At 72.8% G+C, this 16,800-nt stretch carries 17 protein-coding genes; all 17 read right to left on the bottom strand.

The annotated features are described in order from the left end of the window. Positions 1–63: 63 nt before the first annotated feature. On the bottom strand, positions 64–279 hold the full coding sequence (locus HUT16_RS27385; protein WP_176190718.1) for a hypothetical protein: 216 nt from the start codon (positions 277–279) through the stop codon (positions 64–66). Positions 280–426: 147 nt separating this feature from the next. Beyond that, on the bottom strand, positions 427–1,704 hold the full coding sequence (locus tag HUT16_RS27380; protein ID WP_176190717.1) for a hypothetical protein: 1,278 nt from the start codon (positions 1,702–1,704) through the stop codon (positions 427–429). Positions 1,705–1,787: 83 nt separating this feature from the next. After that, positions 1,788–2,933: a recombinase RecT gene (locus HUT16_RS27375; protein WP_176190716.1), complete on the bottom strand. Its 1,146-nt coding sequence runs from the start codon at positions 2,931–2,933 to the stop codon at positions 1,788–1,790. 375 nt (positions 2,934–3,308) lie between these two features. Further along, the gene (locus HUT16_RS27370; protein WP_176190715.1) at positions 3,309–3,617 is read right to left on the bottom strand and encodes a hypothetical protein; all 309 of its coding nucleotides are present in this window, start codon (positions 3,615–3,617) and stop codon (positions 3,309–3,311) included. A gap of 128 nt (positions 3,618–3,745) precedes the next feature. Beyond that, positions 3,746–3,991, bottom strand: a complete 246-nt coding sequence (locus tag HUT16_RS27365; RefSeq protein WP_176190714.1) for a hypothetical protein — start codon at positions 3,989–3,991, stop codon at positions 3,746–3,748. A gap of 28 nt (positions 3,992–4,019) precedes the next feature. After that, positions 4,020–4,280, bottom strand: coding sequence for a hypothetical protein (locus HUT16_RS27360; RefSeq protein WP_176190713.1), 261 nt, complete (start codon positions 4,278–4,280; stop codon positions 4,020–4,022). Then, the gene (locus HUT16_RS27355) at positions 4,231–4,464 is read right to left on the bottom strand and encodes a hypothetical protein (RefSeq protein WP_176190712.1); all 234 of its coding nucleotides are present in this window, start codon (positions 4,462–4,464) and stop codon (positions 4,231–4,233) included. The genes HUT16_RS27360 and HUT16_RS27355 overlap by 50 nt, the downstream gene beginning before the upstream one ends. Next, a complete protein-coding gene (locus tag HUT16_RS27350; RefSeq protein WP_176190711.1) occupies positions 4,461–5,120 on the bottom strand; it encodes a hypothetical protein in 660 nt (219 codons plus the stop codon). Before HUT16_RS27350 ends, HUT16_RS27355 begins: the two co-directional genes overlap by 4 nt. 17 nt (positions 5,121–5,137) lie before the next feature. Beyond that, the gene (locus HUT16_RS27345) at positions 5,138–8,554 is read right to left on the bottom strand and encodes a hypothetical protein (protein ID WP_176190710.1); all 3,417 of its coding nucleotides are present in this window, start codon (positions 8,552–8,554) and stop codon (positions 5,138–5,140) included. Positions 8,555–8,571: 17 nt separating this feature from the next. Then, a complete protein-coding gene (locus tag HUT16_RS27340) occupies positions 8,572–9,396 on the bottom strand; it encodes a hypothetical protein (protein WP_176190709.1) in 825 nt (274 codons plus the stop codon). After that, positions 9,396–13,196, bottom strand: coding sequence for a hypothetical protein (locus HUT16_RS27335; protein ID WP_176190708.1), 3,801 nt, complete (start codon positions 13,194–13,196; stop codon positions 9,396–9,398). The genes HUT16_RS27340 and HUT16_RS27335 overlap by 1 nt, the downstream gene beginning before the upstream one ends. Then, positions 13,189–13,455: a hypothetical protein gene (locus HUT16_RS27330; RefSeq protein ID WP_176190707.1), complete on the bottom strand. Its 267-nt coding sequence runs from the start codon at positions 13,453–13,455 to the stop codon at positions 13,189–13,191. The genes HUT16_RS27335 and HUT16_RS27330 overlap by 8 nt, the downstream gene beginning before the upstream one ends. A gap of 5 nt (positions 13,456–13,460) precedes the next feature. After that, positions 13,461–14,054, bottom strand: coding sequence for a hypothetical protein (locus tag HUT16_RS27325; RefSeq protein WP_176190706.1), 594 nt, complete (start codon positions 14,052–14,054; stop codon positions 13,461–13,463). A gap of 566 nt (positions 14,055–14,620) precedes the next feature. Beyond that, positions 14,621–15,166 carry a type II toxin-antitoxin system CcdA family antitoxin gene (locus HUT16_RS27320; RefSeq protein ID WP_176190705.1) on the bottom strand — a complete coding sequence of 182 codons (546 nt, stop codon included), beginning with the start codon at positions 15,164–15,166 and terminating at the stop codon, positions 14,621–14,623. Between the two features lie 271 nt (positions 15,167–15,437). Continuing rightward, entirely contained in the window at positions 15,438–16,004 is a 567-nt protein-coding gene (locus HUT16_RS27315) for a hypothetical protein (protein WP_176190704.1), read from the bottom strand. 119 nt (positions 16,005–16,123) lie between these two features. Next, positions 16,124–16,552: a hypothetical protein gene (locus HUT16_RS27310; protein ID WP_176190703.1), complete on the bottom strand. Its 429-nt coding sequence runs from the start codon at positions 16,550–16,552 to the stop codon at positions 16,124–16,126. Continuing rightward, entirely contained in the window at positions 16,545–16,799 is a 255-nt protein-coding gene (locus HUT16_RS27305; protein WP_176190702.1) for a hypothetical protein, read from the bottom strand. The genes HUT16_RS27310 and HUT16_RS27305 overlap by 8 nt, the downstream gene beginning before the upstream one ends. Position 16,800 lies beyond the last annotated feature (1 nt).

Below are 16,800 nucleotides of genomic sequence, written 5' to 3'. Positions count from 1 at the left end.
GGGAACCTAGGCGGGTTCACCGGGTTAGGTCGCGTCGACAACTTCCCTCGCTGCTGTGGGGGTTCAGGTCGCGGCGGGACGCTCGCCGGTGCGCGGGGCCCAGCGGGCGCGGGTCGGCCCGAGGGCGCTGAACGGGTCGCCGAACTCGGTGACCATCCGCGTGTAGATGGGGGTCGGGGCCTCGGCCGGGGTGGCTGGCACCGTCCGGGTCACGGCTCGGTTCGTGGCGAACCAGGGCGAGGGCTGCGGTTCGGGGCCGGGTACGTTCGGGCTGCTCACAGTTGTTCCTCTCAACTGGCTTTCGAAGTAGGGACGTTAGGGGCGTGAGGCAACAGTTCCCTGCTGGTCGGCCGGGCGGGGACCGGCCCCGTGGCCCCGGAAGGGGCACGGGACCGGCGGAAACAACGCGCACCGGAGTTGGCGGCCTTACCCGCGACCGGGCGTCGCCCGGCGCGCCCGGACGGCCGCCCGGACACGGCGGACTTCCATCCGGCTGGTGGTGCGGGTCCGCTTCGTCGGGTAGTCCAGTTCGGCCAGGGCGGGCCGCTCGGTCTCCGGGAGGTCCCAGAGCCCTTCGAGCTGCCGCAGGCGCGCGGCCGGGTCGGGCTCGGGGTCCTTGAGCCTGCCGCCGGTGTGCACGTACTCGAACTCGCCGTAGGTGGCAGGCGGTATCCCGTCCAGCAGGGCCTTGGCGACGTTCTGCGCCTTCTCGGCCTTGGACTTCTCCGCGCGGGTGCGGTCGTACTCGCCGAGAGCCCACTCGATGTCGTCGGCGTCGGTGACGAGGGTGTACGACTCCGGGGAGCGCCCGGCGGCCTCGGCCTGGTTGATGCTCCAGCAGTCGATGCGGGCCCCGCAGTAGCGGCGGCAGATCACGTCGGTGCTCGGCCCTGACCGGTCCCGGGGCAGGGCCGTGCCGAGGTCGAGGGCGGTGGCGATCGCGGTCAGGCGGCCGAGGGCCCGCCGGGCGGCCTGCTCGTCGAAGGGCCGGGAGAACTCCTCGTCCGCGCCGCTCTTGCGCTCGTAGTAGACGATCCGCACTTCCACCACGAGCTGGCCCGCGAGGTGGAGCGCGAGCGCGTACAACTGGCCCTGGTCCCACTCGGTCTCCGGCGGGCCGCTCTCCCCCACCACCGCCCACTTCCAGTCACCCGCGGTCTTGTAGTCGTACAGCACGCCGGTCACCGGGTCGTACTCGTCGTACCGGCTCGGCCGGTCGAGGCCCGGGAGGGTGACGGACTGCTCCTGCAGCCGCCACGGGTACAGGGCGCGCCGGCGGCGCGAGATGGAGTCGTGGATGAGGGTTCCGGCGAGGGCGGCGCGCCGGTCGACGGGGGCCGGGACGTACCCGGGGGGCGGGTTCTCCCGGTACCAGATCGCTCGGCGGCAGGACCCGGTGTCGGACGCGCCGATCGACCACTCGCCGGGCTTCTTGGGGCGGCGGGGCCGCCTTCGCCGCCGGGGCCGGTCGGACTGCGCGAGGTCCTGGCCGAGCCGGTTGTTGGCTGCTGCCTGGGCGCGTTCGAGGAGGACGTCGGCGGGGTCGCGCCGGTAGCGGGCGCAGTTGGTTGCCGAGTGGCTGCCGAGGCTTTTCCTGCCCTGGTGAACGTGGCGGGGTGCGCCGCAGCGGCACGGCGCGAGGCCGGGGCCGAAGACCTGGGCGGAGGCGAGCGCGCGGGCGCGCTCGATGAGGGACTGCTGCATCGGGAAGGTCCGTGTCTGGGCAGGCCGCAGGGCCGCGCGGGCGGCGCGGGCCCTGCGGGAGGGGTGGCGGGAGGAGGGGGCGGTCAGTCCTGCGGGGTGGCCGCTTTGCTCCAGACCTTCGGGTCGGGGTCGAGGCCGATCAGCAGGTCACCGGCCTCGACGTGCTCGGCCGCCTGCGGGTGACGATCCCTCAGCTCGGCGATGACGTAGGCCCGCCACTCGGTGAGCAGTTCTTCGAGCTGGTCGGCCGTCGCCGCGTTGACTCCGCTGCCCGCGGTCTGCCGCCACCGCGCGGTCATCTTCGTGACGGTGCTGCCCATCGCGGCGGCGTAGGCACGCAGTTCCCGGCGCAGGTTGTCCGCTGTGCGCGGCAGGGGCGGCTTCGGGTCGCTGCCGGTCCCGGGTTCGTCGTCCTCGCCGTCGGCGACCGGGCTTGCGGTGGCGCTGACGACGGTGCCGGGGATGACCGTGCCGCCCTGCACGTGGCGGGCGTCCCGGCGGCGGGCTGCCGCGTCCTCCCGGTCCGTCTCGCGCTGCACGGCGTCGGCCTGCTCCATCTCGGCGTGCTCGTAGATCCCGACGAGTTCCCGGGGGAAGGCGCTGCGCCATGCCAGGGCCTCGGCGACCTTGCCGATCATGTGGGCGGGCATGACCGGCCACTGCCCGGTGAGGACGCGCTGCCCGGTCTTGAACCCTTCGCCGGTGGCGGGGTCCCGCTTCCACTCGTCCTTGCCGACGGCGAACTCGGTGAAGACGGCGACGGCCTGGGTGACCGTCACGTCACCGGCGATGCTGCGGTGCTCGATGCGGCACATCGCGGCGGCGGGGGGTTCGGTGTGGAGCCAGACGTCCACCCAGCGGCGGCGGTTGATGCCGTCCTCGCCGAGCGTCCACCACGCCGGATCGTCCTCGGGCCCGGTCCAGAACGGGCCGACACGGCGGATGAACCGGCCGGTGCGCTGCCCGGTGTGGCGGAACCCGTCGATGCCGGTCTGGGCGGTGTAGTAGATCTCGTCCTGTCCGAACACCTTGCGCTTGCGCTGGATGTAGTAGATCTCGCGGCGGAAGGGGTCCAGCCCGGTGGACTTGCAGATGTGGAAGAAGTTGACGAGGTCGTGTGTGGGGGCACCGGAGAGGCCGATAGCGCCCAGGGCTGCCCGCTGCGCCTTCGTCCAGAACCGCTGGTCGCTCGTGATCTCCAGGACCTGGTCGGCGGTCCGGATCGCCATCTCCTCGCGGTTGTCCGTCAGAGGAGTGAGCGGCTCTGTCTCAACTTGCTTTTCTTGCACGGGAGTTGTCACCGTAAGTGCCTTCCTGTCTCCAAGGGCGGCACCGGGGTTCGCAGGCCCCGGTGTGGCTGCCTGCCTCTACCCTCCCGCTTGCCGGGCCGACGTGGGAACACCCACCGCGTGGCCAACTCGGTTGCGGTTCATGGAGATTGGAAGTGTGGCCGCCGGGCCAGCGGGTTGCGAAGCCCGCCCGATTCCGCGTGCTCCCCTTGATAGGAGACAGCCCCGAAGGGTTGGTTGCCGGAGCACGCGGCCGGTTGGCCCGGCGGCCACATCATCACTCTAGGGTAGAGCCGGCCTCCGACACAGGGCCGGTTACCGGATCGGGCGCCGTTCGGCGGACGTCGCCTGCTCCAGCGCGGCCGCCCCGGCGTGCTGCCACAGCCCGTCGTAGAACGTCTTCGAGGCGACGACGGTCAGGGCGATGGTGGTGAGCGCGGTCTGCGCGTGGGCGATGTCGCCGCGGGCGAGGACGGTGACGGTGCCGACGATCGCGGACAGCAGGGTGCCGACGACGGCGCGCAGCGGCTTGCTCCAGGCCGGCTGCTGGATCAGAGCGGTCGCCCAGGGCGTAAGAGCGCCGAGCAGCAGGCCCCACGCCTCGGTGTCGTTGAGGATTTCCACGGTCGTCTCCCGGTGCTGGTGTTGGACGGGGCGGGGTCAGAGCGGCCAGGTGGCGGCCAGCGCGATGCCGGCGGCGGCCAGGTAGCCGGCGGTGACGGGGTATCGGGACAGCAGGCCAACGCGCGGGGCTACTCGCGGGGCGGCCGTTCGTCCCTTGACAGCACGGCGGGCAGCCCCGCGAGGGTCAGCCCGGTGATAATCACGCTCGGGTCGGCGGGCGGCGTCCACGCCTCCCGGACGATCAGCACCGCCCCGAGCAGGAACAGGGCCAGGTCCCGGATCGACTTCCACCCCGTGATCTCGCGCCATCTGGCCCTCCGTCGGTGTCGGCGGCCAGCGGCGGGCTGCTGCTGGTCGTCCGGTGCCTGTTCCACAGCGGGGGACGGTAGGTGCGGCCGGGGGTTACGGTCGCGTCGAGCTGCCCTGGAGCGACGCGATGGTGGCCTTCAACTCGGCGATCTCGCGGTCCTTGTCGGCTGCGGCTTCCCGGGAGACGGTGAGCTGGCGGTCCTTCTCCGCCTCGCGGGCAGCCCGGACGGTGCTCTCCGTCCGGGCGAGGGCGAGTTGGGCCTGTACCTCACCCCACGCTTCGACCAACTGCGCGCGCAGCTGGTCAATGTACTGCTGGGCGTCGACGGTGACCTGCTCGGCGGGCGGCGTCATGGCGGCGGCTCCGTTCACTTCGTCTGCTGGTGGTCAGCGGGCCGGGGCACTCGCAGGGACGGGCGACGGCCCGCAGCTGCTGCACGCCGGTGCGCAGCAGCGCGGCTTCGGCGGGGGTGAGGCGGCGGCGGTCGGCGGTTCCGAGGAGGTGGTCAAGCTGCTCGGGGGTGGGGGCGTCGCTCATGCCGGCTCCTGGTCGCTGTCGCCGTCGCGGGCCTGGTCCCGCTCGGGCAGCGCAGCGTCCCACACCGGCTCAGCGAGCGTCTGCGGGAGGCGGTCCGCGGCTGGACGGTACGGCCCGGACGGCTGCTGCTGTGCGAACTGCCGGCGGACCTGCTCCACGAACTCGGTCTTCTCCGCGACGCCTTCGGGGGTGATGTTGTGGTTGGCCCGGATCACGTCGAGTGGGTCGGTGGCCGTCCGTGCCGTGACGATGCCGGTCTTCCCGGTCGGTGTGGAGGGCGAGGTGACGGTGATGCGGGTCTGCTTGGTGTGGGCGATCCGCTCCAGGTGGGCGGCGCGGGCGGTCGCCCGGTCGGGCGCGGTGCGCAGGGTGATGGGTGCCGGGCCGCTGGCGGTCAGGCCCTTCGCCGCGGCGCCGGCCTGGTGGGGCGGGCTGTCGGGCAGGTGGGGCTCGTGCAGCAGCATGTCGAGGATCAGGTTGATGCCGTCCGGGGTGCGGTGGTCGATGTCGTATTCGGCGGCCCGCCACTCCAGTGAGGACGTCGGGAACACCGTCAAGTGGTGCTGGCCGTCGGGGCGTTCCTGCCGCACCTCCCAGCACTCCATGCCTCCTTCGGTGGTACGGGAGACGGCGATGATGCGGTACTGCTCGGGCATGGGTGTTCCGTTCCTGATCAGATGCGGTAGCACCAGAAGCCGATGCTGCCCCCGGCGCTGGTGGAGCCGAGTCCGACCGTGAACCCGGTGGTGCTGGACGCGGTGACCTGCCAGGCGCGCACCGCGCCGCTGTCCCGGAAGGTGACGATCGGCACCATGTCGGAGGCCATGGTCGGGCCGTAGCCGAGGGACAGGGACGCCCAGTTGTTCTTCTGGACGGTGCCGGTGAACCAGCCGCGATCGGGCTCGGAGTACCAGTAGTTGGGGAAGACGCCCTTGTACTGGAGGGCCGGGTTGTCGAGCCACAGCTCGCTGGAGCTGCCGTCGTCGTTGCGTCGGCCGAGGTTGGAGCCCCAGCTCTGGGCGGTGACGTAGCCATGGAGCGTGCTCTGCGTGAAGTAGGCGAGCGCCGCGCCGTTGGCCGCGGTCATGCGGACGGTGCCGCCCCAGGTCTCCTGGGTGTCGGTGCGGATCGTCTCCAGCGCGGCCGCGGAGTCGGTCAGGTAGAGCCGGTACGCGGCGGTCTGCCCGTTGGCCTGGAAGGTGCCGGAGTTGAGACCGATGTAGGCGGCGCCGTTGTTCCCCCCAACCGCATTGATGAAGGCGTAGTTGCTGCCCGTGGTGGGGAAGAACCGGATCTCCGGCAGGCCGACGACGGGGTTGATCTCGATGCGCTGGCCGGTGGTGCCGCTGGCGAGGCTGCCGATGAGCTTGACGTCGCCGGTCGCGGCGGAGACGGCGACGGTCTTCACCCCGGCGGCGTTCCACGCCTCGATGCCGCCGGAGTTGAGCTCGACCCGCGCGCCCTGGTTGGCGGTCTTGATGCGGGCGGCCACGGTGACGTCGGCGTTGAGCTGGCCGACGGTGATCTTGGCGGCGGAGACGGTGCCGATGTGGGCGTCCTGGATCGTCGCCAGGGCGATCTTCGCGCCAACGATCGTGGCGTCGGCGATCTGCACCGCGCCGATGATGTTCGGCGGGAACTCCAGCGATTCCAAGGTGAGCATGTCGACTTCGGTGACGGCCGTCGCGCCGCCGCCGGTGTTCAGCAGCAGCAGGGGGCGTACGTAGCGCACGTCCGGGTGGAGGGTGGTGGGCCGCTGCGGGTCAGGCTGGACGGTCCAGAACGGCCCGGTGGCGGGGCCGTAGCCCTTGAGAAACCCGGTGAGGATCGACCAGCCCGCACCGACGGCGAGCTGGGTGGCGTTCGCGCTGACGGGGAAGGGCTGGCCGATGCGGGTGGTGCCGTCGGCGGCGATGCCGATCAGGCCGACCGTGACGGTGCTGGGGGTACCGGCGGTCTGCCGGACCCGCACGGACATGCGGTACAGGACGGCGGGGTCGAGCAGCAGGTTCTCCGCCCACTCCAGGCGCACCGTGCGGGTGGCGACCAGGGCCCGACCGCCGGTGGGGGCGTCGGGCCGTGTGGCGGTGGTCCAGGCGGCGTCGTTGTCGCCCGCGGTCTTGGCCCAGCGGGCGTCGTCGGTGGCGAAGCCGGTGAAGAACGAGGTCTGTAGGCTGGCGCGTTCGACATCGGCCCACTTCCCGGCGGTGAGGATCTTGTCGGCAAGGTCGGAGCCAATCACCATGTCCGGCACCGCCGACACCTCGGCGGACGGCGCGGAGGCGTTACCCGCCCGGTCGACGGCGACGAGCTTCATGTAGTAGGTGGTGCCGTAGGCCAGGCCGGTGATCGGCGCGGCGGCTGCGCCGGCCAGCCGGTCGGTGACCGTCCCCGGGTTCGGGGTGAACCCGGCCGCGGTGGAGATGTGCACTTCGACGTGGGCAAAGTCGGCGGGCATCGGCTCGCCCTGCGCGCCGAGCCCGTTCCAGGAGGCGCGGATGCCGCCGATCAGCCGGGCGGCGGTCGGCGCCGACGGCACGGGCGGCGGCGTGGTGTCGCTGGCGAGAACTACCTCCTCGGACAACCGCCAGTCGGAGGAGTTGCCGGAGGCGTCCACGGTGCGCACCCGGGCCTGGAGGCGCTGTCCGGCCGGGAGTTGGTCGTAGTGGGCGATCGTGCCGTGCACGGTCTGCTCCGGGGACCACTGCGGGTCCTGCCCGCCGCCCAGGGGCAGGCCGGGCAGCAGGTAGGAGACGAGGTACCCGCCGGCGTCGTCGTACGCGGTGCCGTCGGCGTTGTGGGTCACCTCGGGCCAGGAGACGGCGAGCGCGGCGTGCTGCTGGCCGTCCGCGTCCAGGTAGGCCCAGGAGCCGAGCAGCACCGCGGCGGGCCGGTCGGGGGCGACGGTGTCGTTGCGGTCGCCGAGCGGCGGCAGCGGCGTGCGGGAGGCGGTGGCGGAGCCGTTGGTGAGCGCGTCGAGTTGCCGCTGCACCCGGATGCGCTGCTCCACGAACAGGTCGTTGAGTTCCAGGCTGACGCTGGGCTGCCCGGAGGCGTCGTACGTGGTGGCGATAGTGCGTACCCGCAGCGGCTCCAGCTCGGTGGGGCTCAGCCGCCGCTGGTCGTAGCGCAGGTAGTGCCCGGCAGGGGGAAGGCGGTCTGGGCCGTCTCCGGCTCGGGGGTCGAGTTCGACGGTGAAGCCCTCGGCGGCGGCGGCCATGCCGCCGAGGGTGACCCGGGCCAGTTCGGCGAGGGTCTGGGCGTCGGTGATGCCGCCGCGCCCGTCGAACGCCTCCCGGCGACCGTACCGGGCGGCCGCGGTCGGGTTGACGACCTCGGCGAGGTTGCCGCCGTCACCCGCGGCCAGCAGGTACGAGCGCACCTGGCGGCGGGAGCGCTGCCGGGGGCCCTTGAGGACGTCCCGGCCCAGGTACAGCACCACGTCCGGGTGGTCGACGGCGCATGCGGTGTCGGGCACGTAGGCGCGCAGCCGGTAGCCGTCCATCTGCACGTCCGCCCACCCGGCGTCCGTGATCGACTGCACGGTCTTCAGCAGGTCGCCGCCAGCGTCGTACTGCACGGTGTAGGTGGTGGGCCAGGGCTGCCCGGCGCTGTCCACGCTGCTGGTGAAGTCCCACTCGATCTCGGGGAGGGCACCACGTTCCTGGGCGCGCTGCAGCAGCGTGGCGATGATCGCGCCGGGGGTGGCGTTGGCGAACGGGAAGTGCGCGTCGAGGCCGGTGACGGGCTGGCCGGCACTGTGGCCGACGGGGTAGATGATCGCGCGTTCCAGCAGGGCGAGCGCCCCGCGGCAGCCGACCTGGATCGGGCGGGCTGCGCCGGCGTCGTCGGCGGGGTCGTCGCCGTCGTCCTCCAGCAGGTACCGCGCGGGCTGCTCCACGCCGTCGACGACGAGGGAGATGCGGGGGTCGTCGCCGGACAGCAGGGCCGCGCCGATGGCGTTACGCGGGTAGGTGAAGCTCAGCGCGCCGGGGCCGTTGTGTTCGGCCTGGGTCTTCACGTCGGCGGGGTACGGCAGGAGCCCGAGCAGGGTGCCGCTCGAGCTCAGGGCTCGCAGGTGCACGGCCACGGTGGTCTTCTTCCGGGTCAGGTCAGGTAGGCGCGGCGGCCGGTGACGGCGAGCTGGGTGGTGGGGCCCGGGTTGGTGCCGGTCAGGCGGACGCTCGGGGCGGTGCCGGGCAGGCCGGGGGTCAGACGTAGGAAAGCGGGGCCGGTGTTGGTCAGGCGGCCGGGGTCGGGGACGAGGCCGCCGCTGCCTGTCAGCTGCCAGGTGGCGGCGTCCACGGTCAGGGCCTGCCCGGCGGGGATCTGCCCGGTGTAGGTGAAGGAGTCGCCGGTCCCGTCGGTGGTGTCGGTGACGGTCGGGGCGGTGATCGGCCCGGTGATGCGGTAGGCAAGCTGCTCCATCGGGGCAGTGGCGTCCGCGAACGGCTCCAGGTCGAGGTCCTGCGGGAGCGGCACGCCGGGGGCGGTGGCCTCGAACGCCACATCGGCGGACTCCCAGTAGCCGGAGGGCACGTTGACCTCCAGGCTGATGCGCATGCCGTCCTGGCCGAGCGGGGTGGGGGTGAGCGCGGAGAGCACTTCGCCCTGGCAGCGGCGGACCTGCCCGGCCGCGGTGTGCCGCTCGAAGGTGAGCAGCCGGTGCGGACGGGCGACGGCGCGCAGCAGGTCCTCCCACGCGGCTTCAACGTCCTGCCAGCGCCCGCCGGCGGGCGCCAGCCACAGGGCGAGGGTGAACTTCCCGGGGCCGTGGTGCTTGGGCCGCCACAGCTCGCCGATGCGGTTGGGGACGGTGGCGTTCGCGCCGACGACCGCCGGGGTGGCGGTCAGCCCGGCCCGGTACTCGACATCGCGGACCAGGCCGTCGGTGAGGTCGTAGCCGTCCACCAGCCAGCGTTCGAAGGCCATCAGGCGCTCTCCTTGTCGAACAGGCCGAAGCTGGCGAGGGCCCGCAGCCGGTTGTTGACGGTCTCCCCCGGTGTCTCGGGCAGCGGGTTGGTGATGTACTGCACGATCGCGCCGGGCGAGATGACGGTGCCGATGCGCTGGCCCGCTCCGGCGTCGGCGAGTTGCCCGCGGGCGGCGTTGAGGGCGGCGACGGCCGGGCTGCCGCCGAGGCCGCGCACGGCCTGCGGGGTCAGGACGCCTTCGCCGGGCGACAGGCGCGCCAGGGCGCTGTCCTGGCCGGGCGCGTAGCCGGGCACGACGCCGCCGGTGGAGTAGCCGCGGACGAAGGCGAGCACCCCGTCGACGGCCCGGTTGACCATGCCGCGCATCATGGCGGCCCACCGGGTGTCGGGCATCCAGTTGAACATCGACCGGACGGGGGCGAGGGCCTTGCCGAGGGCGCTGGTGGCCCAGCCGCGCAGCTTGTCGAGACCGGCGTCGACCAGGCCGCCGAGGCCGAAGCCCTCGACGGGCGCGCCGGCCTGGGACAGGCGTCCGGCGCGGGCGGCGTCGTTCAGGGCGCTGATGCCGCCTTCGCCGCCGAGCTGCCGCACGGCCTGCGGGATGAGGATGCCCTCCCCCGGGGAGAGCATCGCGGGGACGGTGTCGCGGCCCGGGGCGTAGCCGGGCACGACGCCGCCTCGGGCGAAGTTGACGGTGAAGCTCGGCAGCTTGCTCAGGCCGAAGGAGTCGGCGAGGGCGTTCCACAACCTGCGGATGCCGCCGTCGTAGACGATGTTGACCCAGAACTTGATGGGCGCACCGAACACCGAAGTCAGGATCGGCCACAGCCACTTGATGAAGTCGACCAGGCCGTTGAGGGCGAACTTCGCCCCGTCGACCAGCCCGCCGATCGCGGCGTTGACGACGGAGCGGAACCACTCCGACTTCTGGTACGCCGTCACGAACGCGACGACCAGCGCGGCGATCGCCGTGATGATCAGCATCACCGGGTTCGCCGACAGGGCGAGCATGGCCACGCGCAGCGCGCTGATCGCGTTCGAGACGGCCATGATCCCGCCGGCCACACCGGCGACCATCAGCAGCGCGGAGACAAACTCGCCCATGCCGGGGATCGACAGCAGCAGTTGCACGGTCGAGGCGACGGCCTGGAGAACCAGCAGGAACCCGGACAGGGTGTTGCCCAGGCCGCCGAGCTGGGAGGCGATCCCGGCGATCGAGGTCAGCAGCCCGAGGAGCTGCCCCCACAGCTGGCCGTTGCCGAGCGCCCCGGCAAGCTGGACGACGACGGGCAGGAACTCGGTCCGCAGCCGGGCGAGCAGCGGGGCGAGCGCCGGGTTGTTGGTGAAGTTGAACCAGGCGAGGCCGGCCGCAGCCGCGAGCCGTCCGATCTCCTGGAGGACCGGGACGGTGTTGGCGAAGTACCCGGCGAGCTTGGACTGGGTCTCGCTCTCGCCGGTCAGCTGCCGGAAGGCGCTGGCCGCGCCGGACAGCGAGTCGAGGAGCTGCTGCCCGGCCGGGGCTGCGGCCCGCCCGACGTTGTACAGGCCGAGGCCGATGTCCCGCAGGACTCCCCACAGCTGCGCGCCGGTGTCACCCGCCCGCTGAAAGAACGCGCCGAGCTGCCCACCGTCGCGCCGCGCCTGGATGAACGCGGCGGCCAGCGCCATGCCGCGCTCCGCGCCGCCGGCCAGCCGCTCCAGCAGGGGCCCGGCCGCCACCGTGACGTTGCGCAGCGCGTCGGCCGCGCTCAGCCCGGCGTTGGCGACCGAGCCGACGACCCGGGCGTTCGTCTCGCCGATCTGCGCCAGGTCCGCGCGCCACGGACCGGAGGTCGCCATCTCGGCGCCCCGCAGCGCGGCCTCGCCGAGGACCTGCCCGGTCTGCCGGATCGCCGAGTCGAAGATCGGCAGCAGGGACAGGCCCCGGTTGATCCCCTTCTCCAGCGGGGGCAGCAGCGCCTCCTGCGCGGTGTCCCGCAGCCCACGCAGCGCGGGCTGCACCGTGCCGGAGATGAACCGGGCGAAGCGCTGCCCGGCCGGGGAGAGCGCGTTGAGGGCCTTCTCGGCGGCGCTGGCGGCGCTGCTGGTGGAGGCGAGCGCCTGGTTCTGGTCTCGCAGCGCGCGGGCAATGTCCCGCTGCGCGTCGGCTACTTGCTCGGCGGAACGTTTCTGCTGGAGGCCAGCTTCGCGGACCGTGCGGTCCAGCTCGGTGTGCGCGTCCTGGACGTCGCGCACCGCCTGGACCCGGGCGCGGGCGGCCTGCTCCTCGGCGTCCTGGACGCCGCGCACCGCGTCCTGCTCGGACTCCTGCGCGCGGGCCAGTTGCTCCTTCGCGGAGACGACCTGGTCGCTGCCCTCGACGCCCTGCTCGTTGGCCTTCTGGACGTCCTGGGCGAGCCGGGCGTTGCGGACCCGGACGTCTTCGAGCTGGTTGACCGCCTCCTGGTAGGAGATCTGCGCTTCCCGCCGGTCCGTCTCCGAAGAGAACGGGCTGACGTTGACCTGGTTGAGCCGGGAGCGGGCCTGCTCCAGCGCCAGCAGCGCCTTCTGCTCCTCCAGCGGCCCCCGGGCCGCGTCCCGGTTCAGGTCCTCCAGGGTGCGCTGGGCGTCCTGCCGGGCACCGTTGAGCGCTTCCTGCGCCTGCGCGGCGGCCTGGTGCGCGCGGGCAACCCCGAGTTCGGCCGACGCCAGTTGCCGGTCGGCGGCGGCGACCGACGCGGCGGCCTGCTGCTCGACGTCGGCCAGGCGGCGGCGGGCCTGCGCGACCTGCTCGGCCCCGCGCAGCGCCTGCTCGTCGCTGTCGCGCTGCGCGGTGACAAGGCGGCGCTGGGCGTCTGCCACCCGGTCGGCGGCGGCCTGCCGGGCCTGCCCGGCGGCCGACGACACCCCGGCGGATTCGGTGTCCGCCTGGCCGAGGGCCTTGACGGCGGCACCGATCCCGGAGAACGCCGCCAGGATCGTGCCCGCGCCCTGGGCGGCGGCGCTCATCGCGCCCGGCAGCGCGCCGATCAGCCCGACCGCGGGCGCGGCTGCCGACCCGAGGGCGAACAGCCCACCGGCGACCTGGGTGAGGGCCTGTCCGAGCGCCAGGGCGCCGGAGGCCATCGCGGGCAGCCGGGCCAGCCCGGCGATCGTGGAGCCCAGGCCCTCCGCCGCCTGCAGCAGCCCGCCGCCGGCCTCCCCCGCCGCCCCGGCAGCGGAGCCGCGGGCGTTGAGGGGGACGTCCACCGGCCGGGACGCGGCCGTACGGAACGCGACCAGCCGGGTGGTCGCGGCGGCCGTGTCCAGCTCGACCTTGACCTTGACCCGCAGGCCGACAAGGGCGTCCCGGACCTGGGCACGCAAGCTCGCCACATCGACATCGACGCCGAGGCGGACGCGGGCGGAAGCGGACTCGGCGATCGCCCGGACTCGCTCCTTGACGCCATCGGCGTCCAGCAGCGCCAGGAACCGCAGGTACGCAACGCCTCGGGTCTCCTCCCGGATCTTGGCGTTGAGTCCGTCGGCGTCGAAGTCGGCGGCGACCTGCACACGGGCCTTGACCGCGTTGACGGCGGTCTGGACCCGCTGGCGCAGGCCGGAGGTGTCGGCCTCGACCGCGACCTTGATGCGGGCCCGGACGGAGCCCGCGGCGGCTTCGACGCGCTCGCGCAGCCCGGCGGCGTCCGGCTCCAAGCGGATGCGGGCCCGCAGGTTGCGGGTGGCCGCATCGACGCGGGCCTTCGCGTCCGTCCCGAAGCCGCCCGAGTCGGCGACGACCTCGACAACGAGGCGGCCGGAGTCGATCTCGTCAGCCACGGCGGACCGCCCTCCCGCTGCGGCGCAGCACGCCGACCGCGCGGGCCATGCCCTGCGCGTCGCCGCCGCGCTCGCGGGCGGCGGCCTTCAGGTGGGCGGGGCGCGGCAGCTCGACCGGCTTGAGCAGACGGCGGTCGGCGGCGAACACCGACACCATCTCGACCAGCTGCGCCAGCAGCTCCTCTGTCAGCCCCCACCGGTCGGTGCCGGCGTCGGCGGCCGGGCGGCGCAGCAGCGCGTCGGCGGGCAACCCCCGCATCAGCGTCAGGAGGCGGCGGGTGCCGAGGAATCCAGCGTCACCGGGACGCCGCCAGGCACCGCGGGCGTCGATCCGGTAGTACCGCTGGAAGTCGGCTTCGAGGTCGTCCCACCGCTCGAAGGCGAGCCGGACGGCCCCATGAGTTCCCCCAGGCCGGCACCGCCCGAGAAGTACTTCGCCGACAGGGCGCGCACCAGCTCGAAGACGTCCGTGTGGCTGGGGCGCTGTTCCATCAGCCGGGTGAAGCCGTCCTCGCCGAGCAGGCGGCGGCCCATATCGGCGGCCGCGGTGAGCAGGTCGGACGGCAGGGTCGGCTCGGAGCCGAGCACGTCCACGATCAGGCCCGCGGCCTGGGTCTGCTGCTCGCCCTGCGACTGCGCGGCCTCCACCAGCGAGCGCAGCAACAGCGGCAGGTACGGGATGCCGATCAGCGGCTCCCACACCGCGAGCGGCAGTTCGGCCGGGAGCACCGCCACGGTGACGCCGCCGAAGATGACCGGCTCCTCGCCGACGGTGTACTCGGCCTTCGCCGCCTGGGCCTTCTCGGCAGCGGCGGCCAGCCGGCGGCGGCGCGCGGCGTCCAGGTCGATCCCGGCCATGTCGGCTCCTCGGTCTGTCGGCAACGGAACGCCGCAGACCGTAGGAGTCAACGCCGGTTAGCGTCGCGCCCAGCACCGAGTGCAGGGGCAGCACGATGCGGGTGGGGGGCCGCCACCCACCAACGCGGAAGGGGCCGTCGGCGTACCGGCGGCCCCTTCTACGGGTTAGGTGGTGGTGCTGGGCACGGCGGTCAGGCGCGCCGGGCCCTCCACCAGCGCTCGGCGATCACGAACAGGGAGACCTCGGCGGTCAGCAACATGACCTGCCCCGCCGACAAGCCGTGGACGGTCCCATACACGAGGACGCCGAGAAGGACCGCGGGAAGTCCATCGGTTGCGGCCCGGTCACGGATGGCCCGGATGATCCGGCCGCGGAGGATGGACTCTGAGGGAAGGGCGTGGCTCTCCTGGGAGCGACGCGCGATAATGCCCACTAGGTGCCTTTCGGACTCGATTCAGATGGGTACTGCAACCGCCGCCCCTCGCTGTTCGCCGTAGGAAGCACTGCGAGGGGTGGGCGGGGATCTCAGCCGCGAAGTGCTAGCAGGGACTTTGCGGCACGAACTTCATTGGCCGATGGGCTGGTTGGCGTAATCCCAGACATCCCGGAGCGCCTGCATGGCACCGGCCAGAAACTGGCCGCTGCGTTCGAGGCAGTCCTCCGACCCCGGCTCAGCGAACTCAGCGGGGAACGCCTCAGCGAGGCTCTGATACCAATCGCCGGACCAGCCGGGTGCCGACCGCTGAGCTGCCGCAATCTCTTGGAACGCGGAGTAATCGTTGTCGTACCGAGCTTTCCGGTGGATGCTCAGGACCCGCTTGAGGTCAAACCTCCACGAGGCGAGCCAGACCAGCCAATCCCAGGGGGCGACCTTGGCGAGCTCGAAGCCCGCGCGGTATCCCTCTTCGTAGTCTTCCCGGGCTGCGGCCCGGAGGCGGTCGGCCACCTCGGCAAGGCCGGCCTTCGCCCACTCCGGGCGGTAGGGCTGCTTCTTCTCGGGAGCGAGGAGGGCCAGCCCCTTCTGTACGAGCTGGCTCACGTTGTCCTGCTGGTGGAGGGCCTGCGCCCGCTCGAGGAGCTCGTCCGGGATGGAGACCGATACCTTCGCCATGAGGCCAAGAGTAGCACCGTAAGGTACGACAGCAAAGTGTGACTCTTAAGGTATTACCCACAAGTGCTACCCGGGGGGCGCCCCAGCCGACTGCGCCGCACGGCCATCCCCGCGCGAATGCAGCGATGCCCCGTCCGGAGGGGATCGGACGGGGCATCGCGGGTGCGGTCGGCCCCGGGGAAGGGGGCGGCGGGGGCCGACCGGCGTGATCCACACTATGCGGACCTCAGACCTATGGGCACAGCCTCAACTGTGCTGGTCAGGAAGGGTTTCACGCCGCCGGGGCGAAGCCAGGGTCGTCGGTCAGGTCGTACCACGGGTCGGTGGACTCGCCGCCGATGATGGCGAGTTCCAGGGGCAGCGTGGACTCGGCGTCGTCCGGGAACTTCTGGTTCACCGCCGCGACCTGCTCGCACAACGGCACGATCCGGCGGTAGTGCTTGGAGCCGTCGATCAGCTCCACCACCGCGGCGAACTGCTTGCGCCCGCCGACCTTCGGCGGGGTGTACCGGTAGAAGGTCTTCGAGTCCTGGGTGACCGTGGTGACCTCGCCGCCGCCGTAGACCGCGCAGATGTTGTTGGCGTTCCACTCCTGCAGCTCCACCTTGACCGTCGCCGCGTCCTCGGTCTGGATGGTGCGCGCCGCGTACCGCAGCTGGTGCGAGCGGAGCTTCTCGAACTTCGGGTCGGTGTTCCACTCCAGCGAGCCGGGCTTGAACAGCCCGGCCTCCTTCCACCCGGTGGGCAGCGCCACCAACGGGTCCGCCGGCGCGACCGTACCCGGCACCGCCAGGTACAGACGGGCCATCTGCGCGACGAACATGCTCTCTGCGGGCACGGCCGGTCCTCCTTGATGCGGGCCGTCAACGACGGACCGGACCGTAGGCCGGGCAGGTCAGTAGCGTCGCCCCGGGCGGCGCGCGTGGGGCTGTCGCAGAACTCGCACAACCCGGCCGGTCACCGGGTCGGGGGATGCGCGGTGACGGCCACGATGACCAGGTAGCGGCCCTGGCCGGTCGGCTCCGGCAGCCACCCGCCGGCCGACAGCGCCCGCACCGCGGTCACCACCGGCCGCCCCGGCACGGCCTGCTGCCCGGCCAGTTCGTGCAGCGCCTTCACGGCCACCGTGAATGCCTTCCGCAGCTCCGGCCGGGGCGTGGAGCGGTCCAGGTCCCCGAGCGCTTCGACTTGGAGGTGGAAGGTGGCGGTCCAGCGCCACCCGGGGGCGGAGCCGCCCGGTACCTGGGTGATGCGGATGCGCGGGTAGGGCGGGGTGTTGCGGGCGCCGACCCGGCCGGGGCCGCCGAGGGCCCCGGTCAGCTCGGCGTGGCCGGAGAGCCAGGTGACGGCCAGCTCCTCCGGGTCCAGGGAGGCCAGGTCACTCACTCGCCGGGCCCGCCGCCTTGTTCGCCGGCGGCTTGGCCATCGACGGCTTGCGCTCGATGGCCGGGGCGAGGGCCTTCGCCACGGCTTCCGGGTCGTTGGGGTCCACCCCGGCGACGTACCCGGCGGTGATGAGCTTGCGGGCCTCGTGGGTCGGCACGTCGATCTCGTCGCCGGGCAGCAGCTGCGCGCCGTCCCGGTCGAAGTGGTGGGCGAGGGTGATGCGGACGGTGCCGGGTGCGGCGGCCATG

This window comes from Kitasatospora sp. NA04385, assembly GCF_013364235.1.
Lineage (GTDB): Bacteria > Actinomycetota > Actinomycetes > Streptomycetales > Streptomycetaceae > Kitasatospora.
Note: the sequence above shows the minus strand (reverse complement) of the source record. Positions and strands in the feature narration are given on the sequence as shown.